This window comes from Streptomyces sp. NPDC031121 (assembly GCF_055570615.1).
In genome coordinates this window covers 262,928-283,741 of the sequence record NZ_JBVIGV010000009.1, presented here as the reverse complement: position 1 = coordinate 283,741, position 20,814 = coordinate 262,928, and the positions used below count along the sequence as shown (strand labels likewise).

Sequence of the window (20,814 nt, the reverse complement as noted above, 5' to 3'; positions counted from 1 at the left end):
GAGCCGCCGGGAGGCCAGGTCAACTTCCCGCACCCGCCCGTCCCCAGTCCGGCCCCGTCTCCGCCCAGGCCCGGTCCAGCAGCGCGTAGCGCCGGTGCACCAGCCGGCGGACGACGAGCCGCCGGCCCGTCTCGGCCAGCAGGGCCACACCGACGGCGGCGGCGAGGCCCACGACCGCGGCGTGCGCCCCCGCGGAAGCAGCGTCGAGCGGCCGCCCCACCAGCCGGCCCCGGGCGTCCGTCCATATCCGGAACCGGTCGCCGGCCTGCGGCGGTTCCTCTGCGGCCGGGACGGTGCCCCGGTGGCTGCTGCCGTCCGGCGCGGTCCAGTCCGCCACCACCTGGGTGCGCCGCGGGCTCTGGTGCCGCGGGTTCGCGTCGGCGCCCGCGCCCCCGGCACCTTGCCCGGCGGCCCGCACCACGACGGCGGGCACGAGGAACCTCTCGCGCTGCTGCTCCCGCGCCGCCTGTTGGAGCCGGTCGTCCACCCGGAGGCCGGCGGCGCAGCCCACGGCCGGTGCGACCAGCAGGACGCTCACCAGTGCTGCGAACGCCACCCACGCCTCGACGAGATCGGTGCGCCGACGCAGCGGGTTGCGCCGCCAACGCCACACACCTGCCGCTGTCCACACGGTCCGGCACCCCCTTGCCTCCGCCTGTCTGCCGTCCATGCCCCCCGCGCGCCCGGAGACACGCATTCCGAGCGCTGGGAGGTGTGCCGCGCGAGCCGCTGCACGGTCCCCCGCGGTCGTGCGACACGTTCCGACTGCTCCAACGGGCGGCTGGTCGCGGTCGGTTCCGAACCGTCGGCAGAGCCCCCCGAAGGTGTCATTCCGAAGGCGATCCGCCCGCCGTGCGGCCGCGGACGTGGCAGCGCAGGCCGCCGAAGGCGGAGTCGGGCAGCCATGGGCCCGAGGGCCGCGGGCGACAAGGCGACAAGGCGACACACAGGGCGGGTGCCGGGGGTGCGTGCCGGGCGTCGCGACGCCGCGGGGCAACCCCATACAGGACCTAGGGGGGCGGGGGAGGAGCGGGCGGCGCCGGCCTCAGTCCAGGACGCGCACCTCGTCCCCGACCCGCACGGTGCCCGTCCGCACCGGCACCAGCTGCCGCCCGAACGCCAGGGACTTGCCGATCCTCCGGTGCCGGCCGAGCGTCATGAGCGGCTCCCTGCCGCGCTCCGCCGTCGCCTGGTCGGTCGTCGTGACGATGCACCTGCCGCACTCGCGGGCCGCGCGGAAGACCGCGTCGCCGATCGCGATCCGCCGCCAGCCGTCCTCGGCCCACGGCTCGGCGCCCGCGACGACGACGTTGGGCCGGAACCGGTTCATCGGCAGCGGCCCCTCCTCGGGGTGCTCGCCCTCCGCGATCAGCGAGTTGAGCGCGTCCAGCGACGCCAGCGAGGCGAGCAGCACGGGGTAGCCGTCGGCGAGGCTGACGGTCTCCCCCGGCAGGGCGTACTGCGGGTCCACGGGACGGCGTACGGCCGGGTCGTCGAGGTGCACGAGCCGCACCGGGATGCCCAGCCAGGCGCTGAACCAGTCGGCGGCGGCACCCGCCGCGACGACGGTCTCGACCTTCTTGCCGAAGAGCACCACCGGCTCCAGCGGCCCCGGCTCGGGCACCTCCACGACCAGCTCCGCCATGCCCGGCGCCGACAGTGCGACCGCGCCCCCGGCCAGCGGACGCGCGGCGGCCAACGCCAGGCGCGGCTGCTGCCGTTGCGTGACGACCGCACCCGACGTGTCGACCAGCGCCCACCGCCGGTCGCCGGACAGCCCCCAGGGCTCCACGGCCGCCTCGTCGGGAGCGGTGCCCGCCACCGACTTCACGGGATGGATGTGGAGCGCGTGCACGTACGGGTTCGCCATGCGTGCATCCTGCCAGGTGCTCCGCCGGCGCCCCAGCGCGCGCCGGCGGGCCTGTCAGGATGCCGCGAGGTGATCCTTCCGCCCGCTGGTCGGTCAGTAGCCGCGCCCCTGGTAGGGGCGGCCGTACGGGTCCTGGTACGGGGTGCCCGCGGCGGGTGCCGGAGTGGGAACCGGAACCTGCATGGGGCGCGGCGCCGCCGGGCGCATCGCCTCGTATCCGGTGCCCGCGGCGGCCGGTCGCGGCGGCTGCGGCTGGGCCTGCTGCATGTACCCGGGGCGGGGTGCGGCGGGCTGCTGCTGGGGGATGTACGGCGCGGGCGCGCTCTGTAGGGGCATGGGCGCGGGCGCCGCCTGCCCCTGGTACGGGTACCCGTATCCGCCCGTCTGCTGCTGCTGGGGCGGCGGTGCGGAGGGCGGGAGGGCGGCCGGCAGGGCCGGCAGCGAGGAGGACAGGGCCGGGAGGTTTCCACCGCTCGCATAGCCGGCGCCCGGCGTGTCGTAGGCGGCCGGAACCCGGATCGGGGCGATCTGCGGAGTCCCGCGTTCCGCCACGAGCGAGTCGTAGATGGGGGTGTCCGGGAAGGAGGGCGCGGAGTAGTAGCCGCCGCCATAAGTGGAGCGGGGGGAGGTCATGGGTCATAAGTTAAGCCCACGGCTTCACGGGGTCCATAGCGAGGCGTGACCAACCCCGCGCTGACCTGCATATTCCCAGGTCAGTGCCTCAGCTGTCACTTGACCTTCACGTGCACGATTCGCCGCTTCCGCCCCGGCTTGCTCCGACTCGTACTCGCCGGTTGGGTGTTGCACCGACTTGCCGCTGACGCAGCGTCACCGTGCGGTGGCCCCGTATGACATCGCTCCCGGGGTGAAATTTCCGTTTCATGCGTCGCTGGGGCGGGCGTAGGTCCGCCCCTTCCACGCGGCTCCGCGGCCCCGGTAGTGCTGCACCGCCGAGTCGACCGTCATGAGCAGGTACAGCAGGGCGGTGAACGGCAGCAGCGGCGCCAGCACGGCCGGCTGCCGGTAGTACCGCAGCATCGGCAGGTACGTCCCGGCCATCAGCAGCCAGGCCAGCCCGCCGGCCCAGGCGGTGGCCGGGCGGCCGCCGGCCAGGCCGGCCAGGAGCGCGGCCGGCGGGACGAGGTACACGAGCACCAGCGCGGCCACCGTCCCGGCCAGCAGCAGCGGTTGGTGGCGGAGCTGGGCGTAGGCGCTGCGCGACACCATCCGCCACAGGTCGGCGAGCGCCGGGTACGGGCGCACGCTGTCCACGCGCTCCGCGAGCCCCAGCCAGATCCGGCCGCCGGAGTCCCGGACGGTCCGGGCGAGGGAGACGTCGTCGATGACCGCGTGCCGGATCGCCTCCGGCACCCCGGCCCGTACAGCCGCCTCGGTCCTCAGCAGTACGCACCCCCCGGCCGCGGCGGCGGTCCGGCCGCCCGGGCGGTTGATCCGGCGGAAGGGGTAGAGCTGCGCGAAGAAGTACACGAACGCCGGGACGACGAGCCGCTCCCACGGCCCGGCGGTCCGGAGCCGGGCCATCTGCGAGACCAGGTCGAGGCGGGCGCTGGTTGCGGCGGCGACGAGTTCGCGGAGGCTGTCGGGGGCGTGGGCGATGTCGGCGTCGGTGAGGAGGAGGTAGTCCGGCTCGGCGGGCGCCGAGGCGCGGGCGACCGCGATGCCGTGGCGCAGGGCCCACACCTTGCCCGTCCAGCCGGGGGCGGGCTCGCCCGGGGAGACGACGGCGAGCGGCAGCCCGGGGTGCTCGCGCGCGAGGCGGCGGGCCAGGTCGGCGGTGCCGTCGGTGCTGCCGTCGTCGACGAGGACGATCCGGGCCTCGCCCGGGTAGTCCTGCGCGAGCAGCGAGGGGAGGCTGAGCGGCAGCACCCCGGCCTCGTCCCGCGCGGGGACGACGACGGCCACGGAGGGCCACCGCGCCGGGGCGGAACGCGGGGGCAGGCGGACGTCGGTCCGCCAGAACATCCCCTGCGCGAACGTGAGCCACAACCAGGCGGCGAGGGAGGCGCAGGCAGTACCGAGAAGGCCCATGCCGGGCAGTGTGCCGAACCCTCCGGGCCGTGTCCCGCACCCCGCCGGCGCGCCGCCGCACGGCGCGGAGCCACCCGGCCACCCCGGCCGGCGGCGGCCGCGTACCCGGGCGGGGCGTCTGCGAGAGCGGCGCCGGCAGAGCCGCCGGCGCTGTTAGCGTGCGGTTCATGATCAAGGGCGGCGGGGCAGGCCGAATAGGCCGAATAGGCCGAATAGGCCGAATAGGCCGGATGGCGGGGGACAGTGGCCCGGAGCGCGTGCTGGTCGCCGCGAGTTTCGTCAACCGGGTCGGCAACGGCCTGTTCAACGCGGCGTCGGCGCTCTACTTCACCCTGGTGGTGGGCTTGCCCGCGGCGCAGGTCGGTGCCGCGCTCACCCTCGCCGGAGTGATCGGTTTGGGCGCCGGGATACCCGGAGGGCATCTCGCCGACCGGTGCGGGGCGCGCACGGTCATGATGTCGGCCCTCGCGGTCCAGGCAATGTCGATGGCGGCCCTCGTCCTCGTCGAAAGCTGGGCCGCGCTCACGGTCCTCGCGACGGTCGACCAGATCGCCGCGGCGGTCGGCGGGGCGGCGTGGGGGGCTCTGGTGGCCCGGGTCGGGGGTGAGCGCCCGGCCGTGTTCAGGGCGAAGCTGCGCACCTTCGTCAACCTGGGCGTCGTCCTGGGAACGGTGGGTGCCGGGCTGGCGCTGGCCGCGGACACCCGCGGCGCCTATGTCGCGCTGATCCTCGGGAACGCGGCGAGCTTCGCCCTGTGCGCTCTGCTGCTGCTCCTGCTGCCCCGCTATCCCGTGCAGGCCGCACCACCGCGGCAGCGCCGCTGGCTCGCCTTCGCGGATCGGCCGTTCCTCGCGTTCGCCGCCCTCTACGGGGCCATGGGACTGCAGTACCCGGTGGTCTCCCTGCTCCTGCCGATCTGGATCTCCGAGCACACCGAAGCGCCGCGCTGGACGGTGGCCGCGCTGTTCGCCGTCAATTCCGCCTTCTGCGTGCTGATGCAGACCAGGATCGGCTCGCGTGTCGAGACCCCGTACGACGGCGGCAGGGCCTTCCGCATTGCGGGGCTGCTCTTCCTCGTCAGTTGTCCGACGATGGCGCTGGCGGCGTACGCCCCCGTCTGGGCGGCGGCCGGACTGGTCCTGGGGGCGGTGTTCGTCCACAGCCTGGGAGAGGTCTGGGAGTCCTCGGCCGGCTTCGCCCTGGGATTCGGTCTCGCCCCCGACCACGCCCAGGGCCAGTACCAGGGTGTCCTCGGCCTAGGCTTCAACGCGGGCCAGGCCCTCGCGCCCGCGATCCTCACCACGGTGGTGCTCGGCCTGGGCACGGCCGGCTGGCTGCTGCTGGCGTCGTTCTTCGCGGCGCTGGGTGCTGCCGGGCCGTCCCTCGCCCGCTGGGGCATGCGGACCCGGACGCAGCCGGGCGCTGCCGCGGGAGCGGCCTCGTAGGCCGCCTCTTTCGGATCTTGCGCAACCGGCAAGATCCGGAAAAGACGACCCAGCCCGGCGGGTGTGCCGCGGCCCACAGCGGGGCCCGTCGGGGCGGGCGGGAGAGGCCCGTCGATTAAGGTGACCAGGTGAAGATCGCCCTCATGGACTCCGGAATCGGCCTCCTCGCGGCTGCCGCCGCGATGCGGCGGCTGCGGCCGGACGTCGATCTGGTCCTGTCCTCCGACCCCGACGGCATGCCCTGGGGGCCGCGCACCCCCGCCGACCTGGCCGGGCGGGCGCTCGGTGTAGCGCGCGCCGCCGCCGCGCTGCGGCCGGACGCGCTGATCATCGCCTGCAACACCGCCACCGTCCACGCCCTCCCCGCCATCCGTGCCGAGCTGGAGCCGCAGATCCCCGTCATCGGGACCGTGCCCGCGATCAAGCCCGCCGCCGCGGCGGGCGGCCGCGTCGCCATCTGGGCCACCCCCGCCACGACCGGCAGCCCGTACCAGCGCGGCCTGATCCGCGACTTCGCGGCCGGGGCGCGCGTCACGGAGGTGCCGTGCCCGGGCCTCGCGGACGCCGTCGAGGCGGGCGACGCCGATGCCGTAGCGTCCGCCGTGGCGGCTGCCGCCGCCCTCACCCCGGCCGACGCCACCGACATCGTCCTCGGCTGCACCCACTACGAACTCGTCGAGCCCGCCGTCCGGGCGGCGCTGGCCGAGCGGACCGGCGGCGCCGACCTCGTCTACCACGGCTCCGCCGAGCCGGTCGCCGTCCAGGCGCTGCGCCGGATCGGCGCCGCCCCCGACCCGGGCGCACCCGCCACCGGCTCCCTGACCGTGCTGCTCAGCGGCAGCGAGGGCGCCCTGCCCGCCGCGGCGCTCGGATACGCCGAGGGCCGGCTGCTGGCCGGCGAGGGCGCCGCGGTCGCCGGCCGCTGACCGGGCCCGGGCGGCGGCACCCGTCCGCCGCCTACGCCGCCCCTGCCAGCCGGGTCGCGAGGGCGCGGAGGCCCTGGGCGTCCAGGACGCGTTCGCCGAACCCGGGCAGCGGTACGCGCAGGGGCCCGGTCCATGCCGCGGGGATCGCCGACTGGCCGTAGAGGGCCCCGGCCAGGGTGCCTGTGACCGCGGCCACCGTGTCCGTGTCTCCGCCGAGGTTCACCGCGGCCCGTACGGCCTCCGCGAAGCCGGTGGTCGTCCGCAGGGCCCACACCGCCGAGCCAAGGCACGGCCACACCGCGCCGTTGAACTCGGTGGCGAGTCCCGGGTGCCAGTCCGGGGCGAGGACGCGGGCGTAGCGCTCGCGCTGCTCCGGGGCCACCGCCGCGAGCGCCTGCGGCAGCCGCTCCAGGGGATGGACCCCGTCGAGCGCCGCGCGGACGAGCTCGTGGAGGAGGGCCGTGCCCTCCCAGGCGGCCGGGTCGCCGTGCGTCAGCGCGGCCAGGCGCCGGGCCGCGTCCATGGTGGCCTGCTCCCCGGCGGACGCGAAGAACACCGCCGAGGTGGACGCCCGCATGAGGGAACCGTTGCCCGCCGCTCGCGCGTTCACCTGGAAGTGCAGTGCCGCGGCGAGGTCCCAGGGGTCGCCGCTGGTGAGCACCTGTTCCGTCTGGATCCCGATGTCCTTCGGCCCGGCGGCCGCCCAGCGCCGGAACCGGTCGAAGACGTCGGGGAGTTCGAGCCCGCCGTGGTCGAGGAGGGATTCGCCGACGAGGACGGCCATCTGCGTGTCGTCGGTGGCCTCGCCGGGATCCCAGCCGCCGCCCCCGCGCATCTCCGACCCACGGGCCGCGAGTTCGCCGGCGGGCCCGAACTCGTAGGGCGCGCCGAGCGCGTCGCCGACGGCCGAGCCCAGCACTGCGCCTGCGGCGCGGTCGAGACGGGTCGTCAAAAGGCCTCCTCGTGCGGGTCGGGGCAGGCACAGTCCAGCACGTCTCGGGCGAACGCGTCCAGATCGTCCAGCCCTGCGGCGGCCATGGTGGCCGGGGCGCCGGAGAGGAGGTGCCAGAGCGCGCCGTGCAGCGCGAGGGTGAGGGAGCGGGCGTGCGCGGGCCCGGACGGCAGCCCGGCCGCGCGCAGCAGGCGCCCGTGCGCCATGGCGCCCAACCTCGGCCAGGGCGCCTGCACCGCCCTCCTCGACGCGGAGGCGCTCGGCCGGGCGGTCGCCGCCCACGGGCGGGCCGGGCTGCCCGCGGCGCTGCGCGCGTACGATCGCGAGCGGCGCCGCAGTGCGCAGCGCGTGGCGTTCGGCTCCCGCGCCCTGCACCGTTTCGCGACCGCCCGCCGCCCCGCCCTCCGGGACGCGCTGGTCGGCCTCCTGCCCGGCTGACCGCCCGCCCCCTGCCCGCACCGCAGCGGACCCGGCGGCTGTGGGCGCGGCCCTCCCCGGACAGGTGCGGCTGCGAGGCGGTGCCGCACATGCGGAACGTGAGTACGCTGCTACCCATGACGGGTCACCCCCCTGGTCCGCTCTGGGCGGGCCGGGCCTCGAACCGCGGCCAGTGGCTGCTGGCCCTCGCCGGCGCCGCGGCCCTCGCGCTCGGCATCCAGCTGGCCGTCGCCTCCTCCTGGGGCGCGGGCACCGTGGCGCTGCTCATGGCCGTCGTCGGCTGCATCGCCGTCGGCCTGCTGATCCTGTACGGCACCCTCGCCTTCGTGTACGTGGCCGTCACCATCGACGCCGAAGCCCTGGAGGTCCGCTGCGGGCACATCGGCCTGCCGCGGCGCACCGTCCGCCTCGCCGACATCACCCGCGCCGAGTACGTGCCCCACATCACCCCGCAGCAGTGGGGCGGCTGGGGCCACCGCTGGCGCCCCGAGAAGGGCACCGCCGTCATCGTCCGCCGCGGCGAGGGCCTCGCGCTCCACCTCGGCGACGGCCGGCTCTTCACCGTCACCGTCGACGACGCCGAGAACGCCGTCCGCGTCATCGACACCCACCTGCGGGCGCACACCCGCTGAGCACGCCACCCGACCCGCCAGCCTCCGACCCGGCGGACCGGCCGCGTACACTCCGCCAGATGAGCAGCAGTGTCATCCGAGAGCCCCGATCCGCCGGAGCGGAAGCCGATGCCGGTGGCGGTTCCGCGCGGGCCGGGGGCGCAGAGCAGCCCGGGCGGAAGGCCGCCGCGGTCCGCGCCCTCCTCGCCGCCGGCTCTGGTGCGCTGCTCTACCTGAGCTTCCCGCCGCGGCCCCTTTGGTGGCTGGCCCCCGTCGCCCTCGCCGTGCTCGCCGGCTGCCTTCGCGGCCGCCGCGCCCGTGCCGCGTTCGGGCTGGGCCTCCTCCACGGCCTGGGCTTCCTGCTGCCGCTGCTCGTGTGGACCAGCCAGGGCGTCGGCCCGGTCCCGTGGATCGCTCTGGCCTCCCTCGAAGCCCTCATGATCGCCGCGACCGCCGCCGGTATCGCCGTTGTCGGCCGGCTGCCCGCCTGGCCGCTGTGGGCGGCCGCCGTGTGGATCGCAGGGGAGGCACTGCGGGCCCGCGCCCCCTTCGGCGGCTTCCCCTGGGGCAAGCTCGCCTTCGGGCAGGCGGACGGCGTCCTCCTCCCGCTCGCCGCCCTCGGCGGCACGCCGCTGCTGTCCTTCGGCACCGCCCTGTGCGGCTTCGGCCTGTACGCGGCCCTGCTCGCCGCCCGCGAGAGGCCGGGCCGGGCCACCGCTGCGCTCGCCGCGCTCGCCGTGGCCGCACCCGTCGGAGCGGCCCTCGCGGCCCGCCCCATGGTGTCCTCCGCCGCCGAGGACGGCACCGCGGTGGCCGCCGTCGTCCAGGGCAACGTGCCGCGCGCCGGCTTCGACTTCAACGCCCAGCGCCGCGCCGTCCTCGACAACCACGCCAACCGGACCCTCCAGCTCGCCGAGGAGGTCCGTACGGGCAAGACGCCACGGCCGGACTTCGTGGTGTGGCCGGAGAACTCCTCCGACATCGACCCCTTCACCCAGCCGGACGCCTACCGCGTCATCGACAACGCGGTGAAGGCCGTCGGCGTGCCCGTCTCGATCGGCTCCGTCCTGGCCCCCGAGACCGGCCCGCTCCGCAACACGGTGATCCGCTGGGACCCGGCCAAGGGCCCCACCGACACCTACGACAAGCGCAAGATCCAGCCCTTCGGCGAGCGGATCCCCATGCGGTCCGTGGTGCGCCTGTTCAGCAAGGACGTGGACCGGGTGAGCCGCGACTTCGGCCCCGGCAAGGAGCCCGGCGTCTTCGACATGGGCGGGAGCCGCGTCGGCATGGTCACCTGCTACGAGGCAGCCTTCGACGACGCCGTCCGCTCCACCGTCCGGGCCGGCGCCCAGGTCATCGCCGTACCGAGCAACAACGCCACCTTCGGCCGGACCCAGATGACCTACCAGCAGCTCGCCATGGACCGCGTCCGGGCCGTCGAGCACAGCAGGACGGTCCTCGTCCCCGTCACCAGCGGCGTCAGCGCCGTCATCCTCCCCGACGGCAAGGTCGTGCAGCAGACGGAGATGTTCACCGCGGACGCGCTCGTCGCGGAGATCCCGCTGCGCTCCACCGAGACCCCCGCCACCCGCCTCGGCCCGCTGCCGGAGTACGCGCTCCTCGCGCTCGCCGCCGGCGCGCTCGGCCTGGTCCTGGTCCGGCGGATCCGCGCCCGCGGCCGCGCCGCCTGACGGGCCGCGCCCGCGGCCTCGTATGGTCGGGGGATGACACCTGAGTTCATCCGCGAGATCCGCGAGCACGCCGGGAACCGGCTCCTCCTGCTGCCCGGCGTCACCGCCGTCGTCGTCGACGACCTCGGGCGCGTGCTGCTCGGCCGCCGCGCCGACACCGGCGGGTGGTCCGTGATCGGCGGCATCCCCGAGCCGGGGGAGCAGCCCGCCGACACCGCCGCCCGCGAGGTGTACGAGGAGACGGCCGTCCGCTGCGTCCCCGAGCAGGTCGTCCTCGTCGAGATGCTCGAACCATTCACCTACCCCAACGGGGACGTCTGCCAGTTCCAGGACATCACCTTCCGCTGCCGCGCCACAGGCGGCGAGGCCCGCGTAAACGACCACGAGTCGCTGGAGGTCGGCTGGTTCGCGCCGGACGCGCTGCCGCCGCTGCCCCCCTTCGCCCTCCACCGGATCCGCCGCACCCTCGCCGGCGGGCCGACCTGGTTCGCACCCGCGTCCGAGCTGCCCGCCGAGCCCGCTGCCGTTCCCGCGGCGGCCGCCCCGGCGGCGCAGGAGGCGGCCCCCGCCTGGGTGCCCGAGGGGATCCCCGAGTAGGCCGCGCCCTCCCGGCGGAGGGGTCAGCCGCGCGCCGCCTCCCGGTACAGGCGTACCGCCCGGTCGCCCATCACCGCGCTGTACGAGACGTCCGGGTCCGTGCCCCCGCCCTCGTGCCCGCCCAGCACCCCGGCCACGGCGCCGCCCACCAGCCACGGACTGCCGCTCGTGCCGCCGCTCAGGCCGGGGCAGGCGATCCGCCGCTGCGTCGCCGAGTGCAGGGCCGTCGTGTTCGTGCAGCGCAGCGGCGCCTCCGCGGTCCGCGGGTAGCCGACGACCGTCGCCGCCGCGCCGGCCGGCTGCCCGCCCGCCACGGGGAAGCCGCCGACGGCCTCCTCCACGGGAAGGGCCGCCCCGCCGCCCTCCGGGACCACCGTGGCGAACGCCAGGTCGGCGTCCGGGTCCTCGCCCTCGGTCCAGGACCGCGCCGCGTGGACACCGGTCAGCCGCCACACCCCGTACGGGGCCCTTCCGTCGCGGTAGCCGGGCGCGAAGACCGTGTTCAGCGGGTCACCCAGGCAGTGCGCGGCGGTGGCTATGAGGTTGCGGCCCGCGCTGCGGACGACGGAGGCGGTGCAGAAGTGGCCGCCGTCCAGCCCTCCGGCGAACAGCGGCCCGACCCGGTCGGCCGCCGCGCCGGTCGGCGCGGGGTCGGTGGTACCCGGGGGCGGCATTGCGGACGCATCCGGCATGTGGACGCCCAGCAGGGCGGCCATCGCGGCGAGGGCCGCGAGCGTCCGGGCGGCCCGGCGGACGCGGGTGCGGCGCGGCGTACGGCTCGGCAAGCGCGGAATCATGGTCCGAGCCTCCCCGTCGAAACCATGAACGGAGCCAGCTGTTCCATATGAATCGGCTGTGAATCCCGACCCGGCCCCCGCCCCGAGCCCACCCCGCTGGGCCCTAGCGGCGCTCGTACACCGTCACCCGGCGGCCGCGGACCTCCCGGTCCGCCACCACCGCGAAGTGCTCCGCGAGCACCTTCGCCTTGGCCGCGTCCCGCGCCGCGCCCGACGGCTTCGCGACCCGGGCGGCATCCGTCACCAGCAGCACCCGGCGCTGCTCCAGCAGGGCCGCCCGGATCCGCGCCGGATCCGCCTCCTCGCCCTTGAGCGTCGCCGACTCGACCGGGCCGCGCTCCAGCGCCACGTCCGCCAGTCCCGCGAACGCGCCGGGCGACACCAGTGCCGTGTCCCTGCGGGCCGCCGGTACGAACACCACCGCGTCGCCCGGCCGTCCCAGCCGGGCCACCTCCCCGGCCACCGCCAGCACGTCGTCGACGCGGCTGGCCGGGGACCGCTTGGCCAGCGACTGCGGCAGCAGCGCGAGCACCGCCGCCGCCACCACGGCCGGCACCAGCAGCGCCGATGCCCTCGGGAACCGGGGTGCGAGGGCCCGTACGCCCGCCCCCAGCGCCGCGCCCACCAGCAGCGCCAGCCCCAGCATGCCGAACAGCACGTACCGCTCCAGGAACAGCGGCTGCACCAGCGACAGCGCGATCAGCGCCAGCTGCGGCACCGCCAGCAGCGGCAGCCCCACGGCGGCGGCCGACAGCCGCCCCGCACGCGGCCGGTCGGCGGCCGCGCACAGCCCGCCCACCGCCAGCAGGACGGCCGGACCGATCATCATGTGCCAGGTCAGCGGCGGTATCCAGGACACCTGGTCGGACTGGCTGCGGCTGAACAGCACCAGCGGCAGCGCCCCCGCGACCGCGCAGGCCGCCGCTGCCGCCCAGCGCCCCACCACCGCCCGCGGCGCGCCCGTCCACCACAGGGTCGCCGCGTGCGCCGGAAGGATCAGCAGCGACAGCCAGTTCAGCAGCGCGCACACCAGCACCGCCAGCGCGTACGCCGTCCAGCGCGGCCACCGCCGCCGGCCCGGCCGCCCGCCCTCCGCCTCGGCCCCGTCCGCGAGCAGCGACACCAGCAGCAGCGTCGACAGCCCCGCGCCGGCCGCGACGAGCGCGTACGGCCGGCCCTCCTGGAGGTGGAACTGCACGGCCGGCAGGAGGGGCAGCGCGAAGCCCGCGCCCAGGCCGGCCCAGCGGCCCGCCAGGCGCTCCCCGAGCAGCGCCGTGCACGCCGCGGCGGCGGCGACCGCCAGCACCGACGGCAGCCGCAGCGTCGCCGTGCCGGGCCCGAACACCTCGAAGAGGCCGTGCATCAGCAGGTAGTACAGCCCGTGCACGGCGTCGACGTTCCCGAGCATCGCCCAGATGTCCCCGGCCGACCGCCCGGCCACCTGCCAGGTGGCCGCCTCGTCCCGCCACACGCTGTCCTGCCGGGACAGCCCCCACAGTCCGAGGCCCGCCGTCCAGAGCACCGGCGGCAGCCATACGGGGAGGCGGCGGAGGGCGGTTCTCGTGGGAAAGGCCATGGGGCGGTTCGAATCCTCGAAGGAGTGTGCGAGCAGAAAGGGTCAGTCTATGGACGCCCCGGACGGTTCACCGCCCCGCTGTTGTGCACCGCGGCGCGGGAGCGCAACGCCCCGGCCGCCCCTGGCCTCACCGCACAGGAGCACGAACGAGGGGCGGTACCGGGTGAACCGGCTCATCCACGACCACCGCGAGAGCGATCTCGCCGCGGTCGTCCGCCTGCGTCACCGGCGAGGCCGACTTCACCGCCCACGCCCGCTGCTGACCCGGCCCCCGCGGCCGCGCGCCTCCCGGCCCCCGCGCCGGCCTGCCGGGCCCCGTCCCGCCCTGTCCGGCCCGCGCGGGCAGGCTACCGTCCCGGTACGGCCTTCCTCGTCTTCATGACCCTGCCGGGGCTGGCGCTGCTGCTCACCGCAACGGCCTTCCTCGACCTCGCCCTCGCCGGGCTGCTGCCCTGGCGCTGGGGCGGCCACACCGGCCAGGTCTCCTCGACCGGATTCGAGTAGCTGCACGCGTCCTTCTCGCCGGGCAAGCAGAACGAGCTGAAGGAGCGGCAGAGCACCCTCGTGCTGCGCGACGACGAAGAGGACGGCGCCCCGCCCCGCTCACGCCTCGACCTCGACGGCGGCCGCGCCGTGATCCGCCTCCCCGCCGGCCCGGACGCCGGCGGGGCTACCGCTCGCAGCGGTAGGTGAAGCCCGTCCGCGCCGTGTGCTCGCCGGGGGAGACGATCTCGACCGTGGCGGAGGCCGCGTAGGCGCCCTCGCCGCGGAACGTCCACAGCAGGTGGAGGCGGGCCTCGTCGCGGCCGCGCGGGACCCGTTCCGTGAGTGCCTCGGTGCGGGTGCCGTCGCTGCGGAGCCAGCGGTACGTGATCGTCCCCGGGCGCCCGTTGGTGCGTACGAGGGCCACCACGTCGGCGGTCGAGTCGCAGCCGGGGTCCCGGCCGTCCGCGGTGGCCGCCGACACCTCCCGTACCGCCAGGCCCGGCCCCCACTCCTGCCACGCCAGGTAGCCGAGTACGCCGGCCAGGACGGCCCCGGCCAGGGCGTAGCGGCGCCACTCCGGGCGGCGCCGCGGGCGGGGCGGGACCACCACGGGGAACGGGGCCGGCGCCGCCGCCGTCACGCCCGGCCCGAACCGCAGGACGGAGCCCTCGACCCGGTCGGGGACGGCGTCCCGGGGCTCCGGCGGCCCGTCGACCCAGTGGCTGCCGAGCACGGTGGCGCTGTATTCGTCGTCGTCGTTCATGCGGGGGAGCAACTCCTCACGACGAGGCTGTCGGTGGCCGGGCCCCGGCCCGCCGCGGGGGAGGTCGTGACCCGGACCCCCCAGAGGCAGCCGCCGCCCTTGAACGTGTGCGTGACCGGCCCGGCCGCTGCGAGGGCCGCGGTACCGCCGCCCGCCGTGTGGTCGTACACGGTGGTGCCGTCGGGTTCGGCGAAGGGGTCGCCGTCGTCGCCGGTGAACCACTGCACGGTGACGCGGACCGTACCGGTGCCGGTGGTCTTGAAGGAGATGTCCGCCGCCGCCGTGTCCGGGCCGGTCTGCGCCAGCTGCACGCCGACGGCGTGCACGACCGGCGTCGGCTTCGGCGTCGGCGTGGTGGTCGCCGAGGGCCGGGGAGACGGCGGCCGGGCCGGCGAGGCGGACACCGGCGGCCGCGCCACCGCCGAACGGCTCGGCGACGGGCGCGCCGACACCGACGGCGAAGGCGAGGGCTGACCGCTCGCCGACGGCGACGGGGCCCCCGGCGGCGAACCGGACGGCGACACGGACGGCGACCCGGACGGGTCCGCCGACCCGGACGACCCCGGCCCCGGCGAGCCGTACCCCGGCCCGGCCGGCTCCGGCCGCGACGTCGCGAACGAGTTCACCGCCCGCGCCCCGCCCGGCTCGCCGCCCACCGCGCTGTATGTGGCGCCGACGACCACCCCCAGCACGAGGGCCGCGCCCGCCGCGATCGCCCCGCGCCGCCCCGGGGCCCAGCCCGACCCCCGCCCCAGGGACGTCGTCGCGACCGCCGTCGTCCCCGAGGCCGTGCCCCCCGAGGACGGGAACAGCAGGGGCAGCAGCCCGGCCGCCGCCGCGAGCCTGCGCTGCCCGCGCTCCTCCCAGTCGGGCCCGTACGCGGCGAGCGCCGCGTGCTCCAGCTCCGCGACGAACTCCTCGGCGTCGGCGGGGCGCTGCTCCGGCGCCTTGGCCATGCCGCGGCGGATCAGCGTCCGGACGGTCTCCGGGGCCTCCTCCTCCGGTACGGGCGCCTCCACGTGCTGGACGGCGAGTTCCGCGAAGTTCTGCCCGGGGAAGGGCTTGTGGCCGGTCAGGCACTCGAAGAACGTGGCGGTCGCCGCGTACACGTCGGCCGCGGGCGAGGCCGGCCGCCCCTGCCACTGCTCGGGCGCCATGTAGGCGGGCGTCCCCGCCACGCCGGGGGTGGTGCCGCGGCGTGCCGCGATCCCGAAGTCGACGAGCTTGGAGGAGCCGTCGGCTGCGACGAGCACGTTCTCCGGCTTGTAGTCGCGGTGGACGACGCCCGCCCGGTGCGCCGCGGCCAGGCCGAGCAGCGAGCCCTTCAGTACGACGAGCGCCGCCTCCGGTCCGGTCTGCCCCGACTCCCGCAGCACGGCCCGCAGCGAGATCCCGTCGACCACCTCCATCACGATCGCGGCGCCGCCCGGCGCCTCCACGTACTCGTACAGCCGTACCACGTACGGGGAGTCCAGGCCGCCCAGGAGCCTCGCCTCGGCCCGGAACTCCGCGCGGAAGGCCGGGTCCTCGCGGAGCCGCTCGCCCAGGTACTTCACCGCGACGGGCGTACCGGTCGCCCCGTGCACGGCGAGGACCACGCGGCCGCCGCCGCCGGCGCCGAGCTCCCGGACGTGCGTGTAGCCGGGCACCGTCCAGCCGTACGTCGTCATCGTCTGCCCCCGTCCGTGGCGCCGCCGCGACCCGGTCCGGCCGCGTAGCCGTCCGGACACCCCCAGTGACACGGTTTCCGGCCGGGCCGGTTCCCAACCCGGCCGGCCCGCGCCTCGAACAGGCTCCGGTCAACCCGCCAGCAGCGCCAAGAGCCGGTCGAGGAAGGTGACCTGGGACGCGATCAGCTTCGCCTTCGCCTCCTCCGGGGTGAACCAGGCCACCCGGTCCAGCTCGGGGAACTCCGCGGTGCGGCCCGAGCGGGGCGGCCACTCCATCAGGAAGGTGCCGGGCACCATGAGCGCCGGGTCGAGGTCGGCGCGGACCGCCCAGACCACCACCTGCTTGCCGCTCGGCATCCGGGCCTCGCCCAGCGGGAGGTACGGGCCCTCGGGCGGGGGCAGGCCGATCTCCTCGGTGAACTCCCGCCGGGCCGCGTCGAGGGGCGCCTCGTCCGGTTCGTACTCGCCCTTCGGGATGGCCCAGCCGCCGGCGTCGCGGCGCTCCCACAGCGGGCCGCCCATGTGGCCGAGCAGCACCTCGACCGCGGGGGCGGCCCCGGCCGGGGCCGCCCCCGTCTCGCGGAAGAGGAGGAGCCCCGCGCTGCGCTTCGTCGTCATGGCCGCATGTATGCCCGGCGGGCGCGCCGGCAGTCCCGCCCCCGCGCGCGGCGGCGGCTCAGTGGTCGTGCGGGCCGTGGCGGTGGACCGGCCCGTGGGGCTCGCCGCAGTGCGGGTCGGCCGCGTCGTCCGCGGTGCGGCCGACGGTGAGCAGCGCCTCCTGGGCGTGGTCCACCTGGAGGGTGGTGTGCGTGATGCCGTACTCCTTGGCCAGCAGCCGCTCCAGGTCCCGCCGGACCGCGTGGCAGTCGCCCGCCGGCTCGACCAGCACGTGCGCCGACAGGGCCGCCTGGCCCGAGGTGATCGTCCAGATGTGCAGGTCGTGGACCTCGGTGACCGGCGGGTGCCCGGCCAGCCGGTCCCCCACGGCGTCCGGGTCCAGGTGGGCGGGGGCCGCCTCCAGGAAGATCCGGCCGGACTCGCGGACCAGCCCGTAGCCCGCCTTGACCATCAGCGCCACGACGACGAGCGTGGCGATCGCGTCGGCCTGCCGGAAGCCGGTGGTCAGGACGACGAGGCCGGCGACGGCCGTGCCGATGAACGCGAACAGGTCGTTCAGGACGTGCTGGTAGGCGCCCTCGACGGCGAGCGAGGAGCGGTTCGCCCGGGAGATGCACCAGGCGGCGGCGATGTTGACGAGGATCCCGGCGAGCGCGGTGACCAGCACCAGGCCGCCCGCCACCGGCGGCGGGTCGATCAGCCGCTGCACCGCCTCGTACGCCAGCCAGACGGCAAGCAGCAGCAGGGTGAGGCCGTTGGCCTGGGCGGACAGTATCTCGGCGCGCTTGAGTCCGTACGTGAACCCGCCGCGCGCCGGGCGGGCCGCGAGCCGCATCGCGATAAGCGCGAGGACGATCGAGACGGCGTCGGTCAGCATGTGCGCCGCGTCGGAGATCAGGGCGAGCGAGCGGGCGATGATGCCGATGGCCACCTCGACAGCCATGAACGTGCCGATCAGGGCCAGTGCGACGGCCAGCCACCGCCGGTCCGCGTCCGCGGACACGCCGTGGGAGTGGCCGCCGGGGCCGTGCCCGTGCCCGTCGTGGCCGCGGTCGCGGCCCCGGTCCTGTGTGTGTCCGTCGTCGTGCATGTGGTCGTGCACGCTCATCGCGTCCCCCGTCCGGTCGGTTCCGACGCGTGAAGTGAAGCGCACTGTGAAGCAATGGGCAAAGGCTGCAACGGGGACCGTTGTCATTATGGTTAAGACCCATCTGACCTGCGGTTATGCCCCGCCGTGAGGATCGTGGGAAAATCTGCTCATGGCCCAGCCCTCAGGTGTGCCGTCAGCCGCGCCCGAGCTCCTCCTGGAAACCGACGCGGGCTCGACCCCGATGAGCCCGAGCCGGACCTACCACGTCGGCCGCGACCCCCTCTGCGAGATCTGCCTCGACGACGCCCGCGTCTCCTGGCACCACGCCGTGCTGCGCCCCGAAGGCGACCACTGGACCGTCCGGGACGAGGACAGCACCAACGGCACCTGGGCCGACGGCCACCGCGTCCGCGAGTGGAGCGTCGGACCCGGCAGCGAACTCCGCTTCGGCAGCGCCACCGACGGCCCGCGCGCCCTCCTCGTCGACCGCGGCCCGGCCGCCCCGCCGCCGCCCGCGCCCCCCGTGGGCCCGCTCGCCGACCCGAGCCCGCGCGCCCCCGCGGCCGGCGCCCCCGCCCGCGTCTCCAGCCCGTCGCTGACGGGCACCTTCCGCCGCCCCACCTCCATCCGCCGGCTCCCCGCCGGCACCGCCGTCCGCATCGGCCGCGCCGAGGACAACGACCTCGTCATCGACGACCTCGTCGTCTCCCGCCGGCACGCCGAACTCCTCACCCTCCCCGACGGCACCCGCGAGATCCACGACCTCGGCAGCCACAACGGCACCTACCTCAACGGCGTGCGCACCGACCGCGCCGCCGTCTCCGAGGGCGACATCATCGGCATCGGCCACACCGCCCTCTGCCTGGTCGACGGCCGCCTCCAGGAGTACACCGACACCGGCGAGGTCTCCCTCGACGTCCAGGACCTCACCGTCGCGGTCGACCGCGGCCGCAAGACCCTCCTCGACGACGTCTCCTTCCCCGTCGGCGCCAAATGCCTCCTCGCCGTCGTCGGACCCAGCGGGGCCGGCAAGTCCACCCTGCTGGGCGCCCTGACCGGACTGCGCCCCGCCGACCAAGGCACCGTCCTCTACGACGGCCGCGACCTCTACCGCGACTACGCCGAACTCCGCAGCCGCATCGGGCTCGTTCCCCAGGACGACATCCTCCACGCCCAGCTCACCGTCCGCCGCGCCCTCACCTACGCCGCGGAACTCCGCTTCCCGCAGGACACGGCGAAGTCCGAGCGGCAGGCCCGCGTCGACGAGGTCATCACCGAACTCGGCCTCGGCCAGCGCGCAGGCCAGCCCATCCACAGCCTCTCCGGCGGACAGCGCAAACGGGTCTCCGTCGCCCTGGAACTGCTCACGAAGCCCTCGCTGCTGTTCCTCGACGAGCCCACCTCCGGCCTCGACCCCGGCATGGACCGCTCCGTCATGCACATGCTGCGCGGCCTCGCCGACGACGGCCGCACCGTCATCGTCGTCACCCACAGCGTGCTCAGCCTCGACGTGTGCGACCGGGTCCTCGTCCTCGCTCCCGGCGGCCGCACCGCCTGGTACGGGCCCCCGCAGGAGACCCTCCCCTTCTTCGGCTTCGACCAGTGGCCGGAGGCCTTCGAGGCGTTCGAAACCCAGCGCGACCGCGACTGGGCCGGCCAGTACCGCGCCTCCCCCCAGTACCGCCGGTACGTCCAGGGAGCCGCCCGCCAGCCCCGGCACCCCGAGGAGCGGCACTCCGACTCCTTCGCCGCCCCGCCGCCCAAGGCCCAGAGCTGGAGAGCGCAACTGTCCACGCTGGTGCGCCGCTACGCCGCCGCACTCGGCGCCGACCGAACCTTCCTCGCCATCATGGTCGCCCTGCCGTTCGTCATGGGCGCCATGGCGCGGGCCCTCGCCGGCGGCGCGCTCACCCGCGAGTCCGCAGTGAACGTCCTGCTGATCCTGTGCGTCGGCGCGGTCCTCACCGGCGCCGCCAACGCCGTCCGCGAGCTCGTCAAGGAACGCACCATCTACCAGCGGGAACGGGCCGTCGGCCTGTCCAGATCCGCCTACCTCATGTCCAAGGTGGCCGTGCTCGGCGCCGTCACCGTCGCCCAGGCGGCCGTCCTCACCCTCGTCGCCCTGTACGGCGTCGACACCAACGCCCCCGGCGGCCGCGGGGTGCTGCTGCCGCCGCTCGCCGAGATCACCCTCGCCACCGCCCTGCTGTCCTTCACCGCGATGATGCTCGGCCTCCTGGTCTCCGCCCTCGTCCGCAAGGAGGAGGTCACCATGCCGCTGCTGGTGCTGCTCGCCATCGTGCAGGTCGTCTTCTGCGGGGCGCTGCTCCGGCTCGACGGGGCACCGGTGATCGGGCAGCTCGCCTGGCTCGTGCCCTCCCGCTGGGCCCTCGGCGCGATGGCCGGAACCGTCGACCTCGGCGCGATCGTCCCCGGCGCGCTCACCGCCGACCCGCTGTTCGCGCACGACCCCGGCGTGTGGCTGCTCGACCTGGGCATGCTCGCCGCCCTGTCCGTGCTGTTCGGAGTGCTGGTCGTGCGGCTGCTGCGCCGCCACGAGCCGGCCATCATGCGGAAGTAGCGCGATGGGCGTACCCGCGGCATACGGCGGTGCCGAGTTCCGCCCCACGCACGTCGTCCCGCAGAGCGGGATGCCGGCCTGGGAGGAGCCCGACGTCTCCCGGCCCACCGTCTCCCTCGACCCCTTCCTGCCCGTCCAGCTGCTGTCCCGGCGGGGGGAGTGGGGGCAGATCCTGTGCGCCAACGGATGGTCCGCCTGGGTGGACGGCCGGCTCCTCGTCGCCGTGCCGCAGCCGCCCCCGACCGGCGGCCGGCCCGTCGCCCGCACCGAGGACCCCCTCCCGCTGCTCGCCCGCGCCGCCGACGCGCTGGACCGCTACCGGCAGGCCGCCGACGAGCTCGCCGCGGGCCGGCTGGACGCGGAGGGGTTCCGCAGCCGTACGCGCGGACTGCGGTCCGGGGCCGTCGTCGACGGCGAGTCCGCGTGGCTGTACGACGAGGCCTCCGGCCAGTGGATGTACGGCGACGGCACCCGCCTCGCGACGTACGCGGCCCCGGAGCCCGGCGGCGAGCCGGCCGCCCGGGCCGAACCGACGCCGACGGCCGTGGGAGAGGGCGGCTCCGCTGTGGAGCGCCCGGCCCCGGCCGCGCGGCGCGAGGGCCACGAGCCGACCCGGGTCGTCACCCCGCCGGAGGCGGGCGGCCGCTGAGC

18 protein-coding genes and 3 pseudogenes are annotated in these 20,814 nt (G+C 76.0%); 9 read left to right on the top strand and 12 right to left on the bottom strand.

Annotated features, from left to right (window positions below):
* Positions 1-19: 19 nt before the first annotated feature.
* The 4 genes from ACZ462_RS19085 to ACZ462_RS19070 form a co-directional block, all read right to left on the bottom strand.
* A complete protein-coding gene (locus ACZ462_RS19085) occupies positions 20-631 on the bottom strand; it encodes an Rv1733c family protein (protein WP_467804267.1) in 612 nt (203 codons plus the stop codon).
* Between the two features lie 414 nt (positions 632-1,045).
* On the bottom strand, positions 1,046-1,870 hold the full coding sequence (locus ACZ462_RS19080) for an MOSC domain-containing protein (protein ID WP_467804268.1): 825 nt from the start codon (positions 1,868-1,870) through the stop codon (positions 1,046-1,048).
* Positions 1,871-1,963: 93 nt separating this feature from the next.
* Positions 1,964-2,503, bottom strand: a complete 540-nt coding sequence (locus ACZ462_RS19075) for a DUF6643 family protein (protein ID WP_467804270.1) — start codon at positions 2,501-2,503, stop codon at positions 1,964-1,966.
* Between the two features lie 246 nt (positions 2,504-2,749).
* Positions 2,750-3,919, bottom strand: a complete 1,170-nt coding sequence (locus ACZ462_RS19070) for a glycosyltransferase (protein WP_467804271.1) — start codon at positions 3,917-3,919, stop codon at positions 2,750-2,752.
* Between the two features lie 230 nt (positions 3,920-4,149).
* Between ACZ462_RS19070 and ACZ462_RS19065 the strand changes: the two genes are divergently transcribed.
* Entirely contained in the window at positions 4,150-5,364 is a 1,215-nt protein-coding gene (locus ACZ462_RS19065; protein ID WP_467804272.1) for an MFS transporter, read from the top strand.
* A gap of 128 nt (positions 5,365-5,492) precedes the next feature.
* Positions 5,493-6,290, top strand: coding sequence for a glutamate racemase (locus ACZ462_RS19060; RefSeq protein WP_467804274.1), 798 nt, complete (start codon positions 5,493-5,495; stop codon positions 6,288-6,290).
* 31 nt (positions 6,291-6,321) lie between these two features.
* Here ACZ462_RS19060 and ACZ462_RS19055 read toward each other — a convergent pair whose 3' ends face one another.
* The gene (locus tag ACZ462_RS19055; protein ID WP_467804275.1) at positions 6,322-7,242 is read right to left on the bottom strand and encodes an ADP-ribosylglycohydrolase family protein; all 921 of its coding nucleotides are present in this window, start codon (positions 7,240-7,242) and stop codon (positions 6,322-6,324) included.
* Positions 7,239-7,448: a hypothetical protein gene (locus ACZ462_RS19050; RefSeq protein WP_467804407.1), complete on the bottom strand. Its 210-nt coding sequence runs from the start codon at positions 7,446-7,448 to the stop codon at positions 7,239-7,241. The genes ACZ462_RS19055 and ACZ462_RS19050 overlap by 4 nt, the downstream gene beginning before the upstream one ends.
* Here ACZ462_RS19050 and ACZ462_RS19045 point away from each other — a divergent pair.
* The 4 genes and pseudogenes from ACZ462_RS19045 to ACZ462_RS19030 all read left to right on the top strand — a co-directional run.
* Positions 7,444-7,680, top strand: a pseudogene (locus tag ACZ462_RS19045) (FAD-dependent oxidoreductase); the annotation flags it as partial. The gene ACZ462_RS19050 and the pseudogene ACZ462_RS19045 sit on opposite strands and share 5 nt — an antisense overlap.
* Positions 7,681-7,796: 116 nt before the next feature.
* On the top strand, positions 7,797-8,312 hold the full coding sequence (locus ACZ462_RS19040; protein WP_467804276.1) for a hypothetical protein: 516 nt from the start codon (positions 7,797-7,799) through the stop codon (positions 8,310-8,312).
* Between the two features lie 59 nt (positions 8,313-8,371).
* Positions 8,372-9,985, top strand: coding sequence for an apolipoprotein N-acyltransferase (gene lnt / locus ACZ462_RS19035; protein ID WP_467804277.1), 1,614 nt, complete (start codon positions 8,372-8,374; stop codon positions 9,983-9,985).
* A gap of 33 nt (positions 9,986-10,018) precedes the next feature.
* Positions 10,019-10,483, top strand: a pseudogene (locus tag ACZ462_RS19030) (NUDIX hydrolase); the annotation flags it as partial.
* 122 nt (positions 10,484-10,605) lie between these two features.
* Here the strand turns inward: ACZ462_RS19030 and ACZ462_RS19025 are convergent.
* Together ACZ462_RS19025 and ACZ462_RS19020 are read right to left on the bottom strand one after the other, a co-directional pair.
* The gene (locus ACZ462_RS19025; RefSeq protein WP_467804278.1) at positions 10,606-11,367 is read right to left on the bottom strand and encodes a trypsin-like serine peptidase; all 762 of its coding nucleotides are present in this window, start codon (positions 11,365-11,367) and stop codon (positions 10,606-10,608) included.
* A gap of 115 nt (positions 11,368-11,482) precedes the next feature.
* Positions 11,483-12,955, bottom strand: coding sequence for a glycosyltransferase family 39 protein (locus ACZ462_RS19020; protein WP_467804279.1), 1,473 nt, complete (start codon positions 12,953-12,955; stop codon positions 11,483-11,485).
* 378 nt (positions 12,956-13,333) lie between these two features.
* Here ACZ462_RS19020 and ACZ462_RS19015 point away from each other — a divergent pair.
* A pseudogene (locus tag ACZ462_RS19015) lies at positions 13,334-13,648 on the top strand (DUF6191 domain-containing protein).
* Here the strand turns inward: ACZ462_RS19015 and ACZ462_RS19010 are convergent.
* The 4 genes from ACZ462_RS19010 to ACZ462_RS18995 all read right to left on the bottom strand — a co-directional run bounded on the left by ACZ462_RS19010 (position 13,626) and on the right by ACZ462_RS18995 (position 17,600).
* Complete coding sequence (locus tag ACZ462_RS19010; protein WP_467804280.1) at positions 13,626-14,204, bottom strand: hypothetical protein; 579 nt, start codon at positions 14,202-14,204, stop codon at positions 13,626-13,628. The pseudogene ACZ462_RS19015 and the gene ACZ462_RS19010 sit on opposite strands and share 23 nt — an antisense overlap.
* A complete protein-coding gene (locus tag ACZ462_RS19005) occupies positions 14,201-15,874 on the bottom strand; it encodes a serine/threonine-protein kinase (protein ID WP_467804281.1) in 1,674 nt (557 codons plus the stop codon). Before ACZ462_RS19005 ends, ACZ462_RS19010 begins: the two co-directional genes overlap by 4 nt.
* 129 nt (positions 15,875-16,003) lie before the next feature.
* Positions 16,004-16,492 carry an NUDIX hydrolase gene (locus tag ACZ462_RS19000; RefSeq protein ID WP_467804283.1) on the bottom strand — a complete coding sequence of 163 codons (489 nt, stop codon included), beginning with the start codon at positions 16,490-16,492 and terminating at the stop codon, positions 16,004-16,006.
* A gap of 58 nt (positions 16,493-16,550) precedes the next feature.
* Positions 16,551-17,600 (bottom strand): cation diffusion facilitator family transporter, encoded by a 1,050-nt coding sequence (locus ACZ462_RS18995; protein ID WP_467804284.1) that lies wholly within the window; start codon positions 17,598-17,600, stop codon positions 16,551-16,553.
* A gap of 151 nt (positions 17,601-17,751) precedes the next feature.
* Here ACZ462_RS18995 and ACZ462_RS18990 point away from each other — a divergent pair, with 151 nt between their 5' ends.
* The gene (locus tag ACZ462_RS18990; protein ID WP_467804285.1) at positions 17,752-20,163 is read left to right on the top strand and encodes an FHA domain-containing protein; all 2,412 of its coding nucleotides are present in this window, start codon (positions 17,752-17,754) and stop codon (positions 20,161-20,163) included.
* Positions 20,164-20,167: 4 nt separating this feature from the next.
* Positions 20,168-20,812, top strand: a complete 645-nt coding sequence (locus ACZ462_RS18985) for a hypothetical protein (protein WP_467804286.1) — start codon at positions 20,168-20,170, stop codon at positions 20,810-20,812.
* The last annotated feature ends 2 nt before the right edge of the window (positions 20,813-20,814 follow it).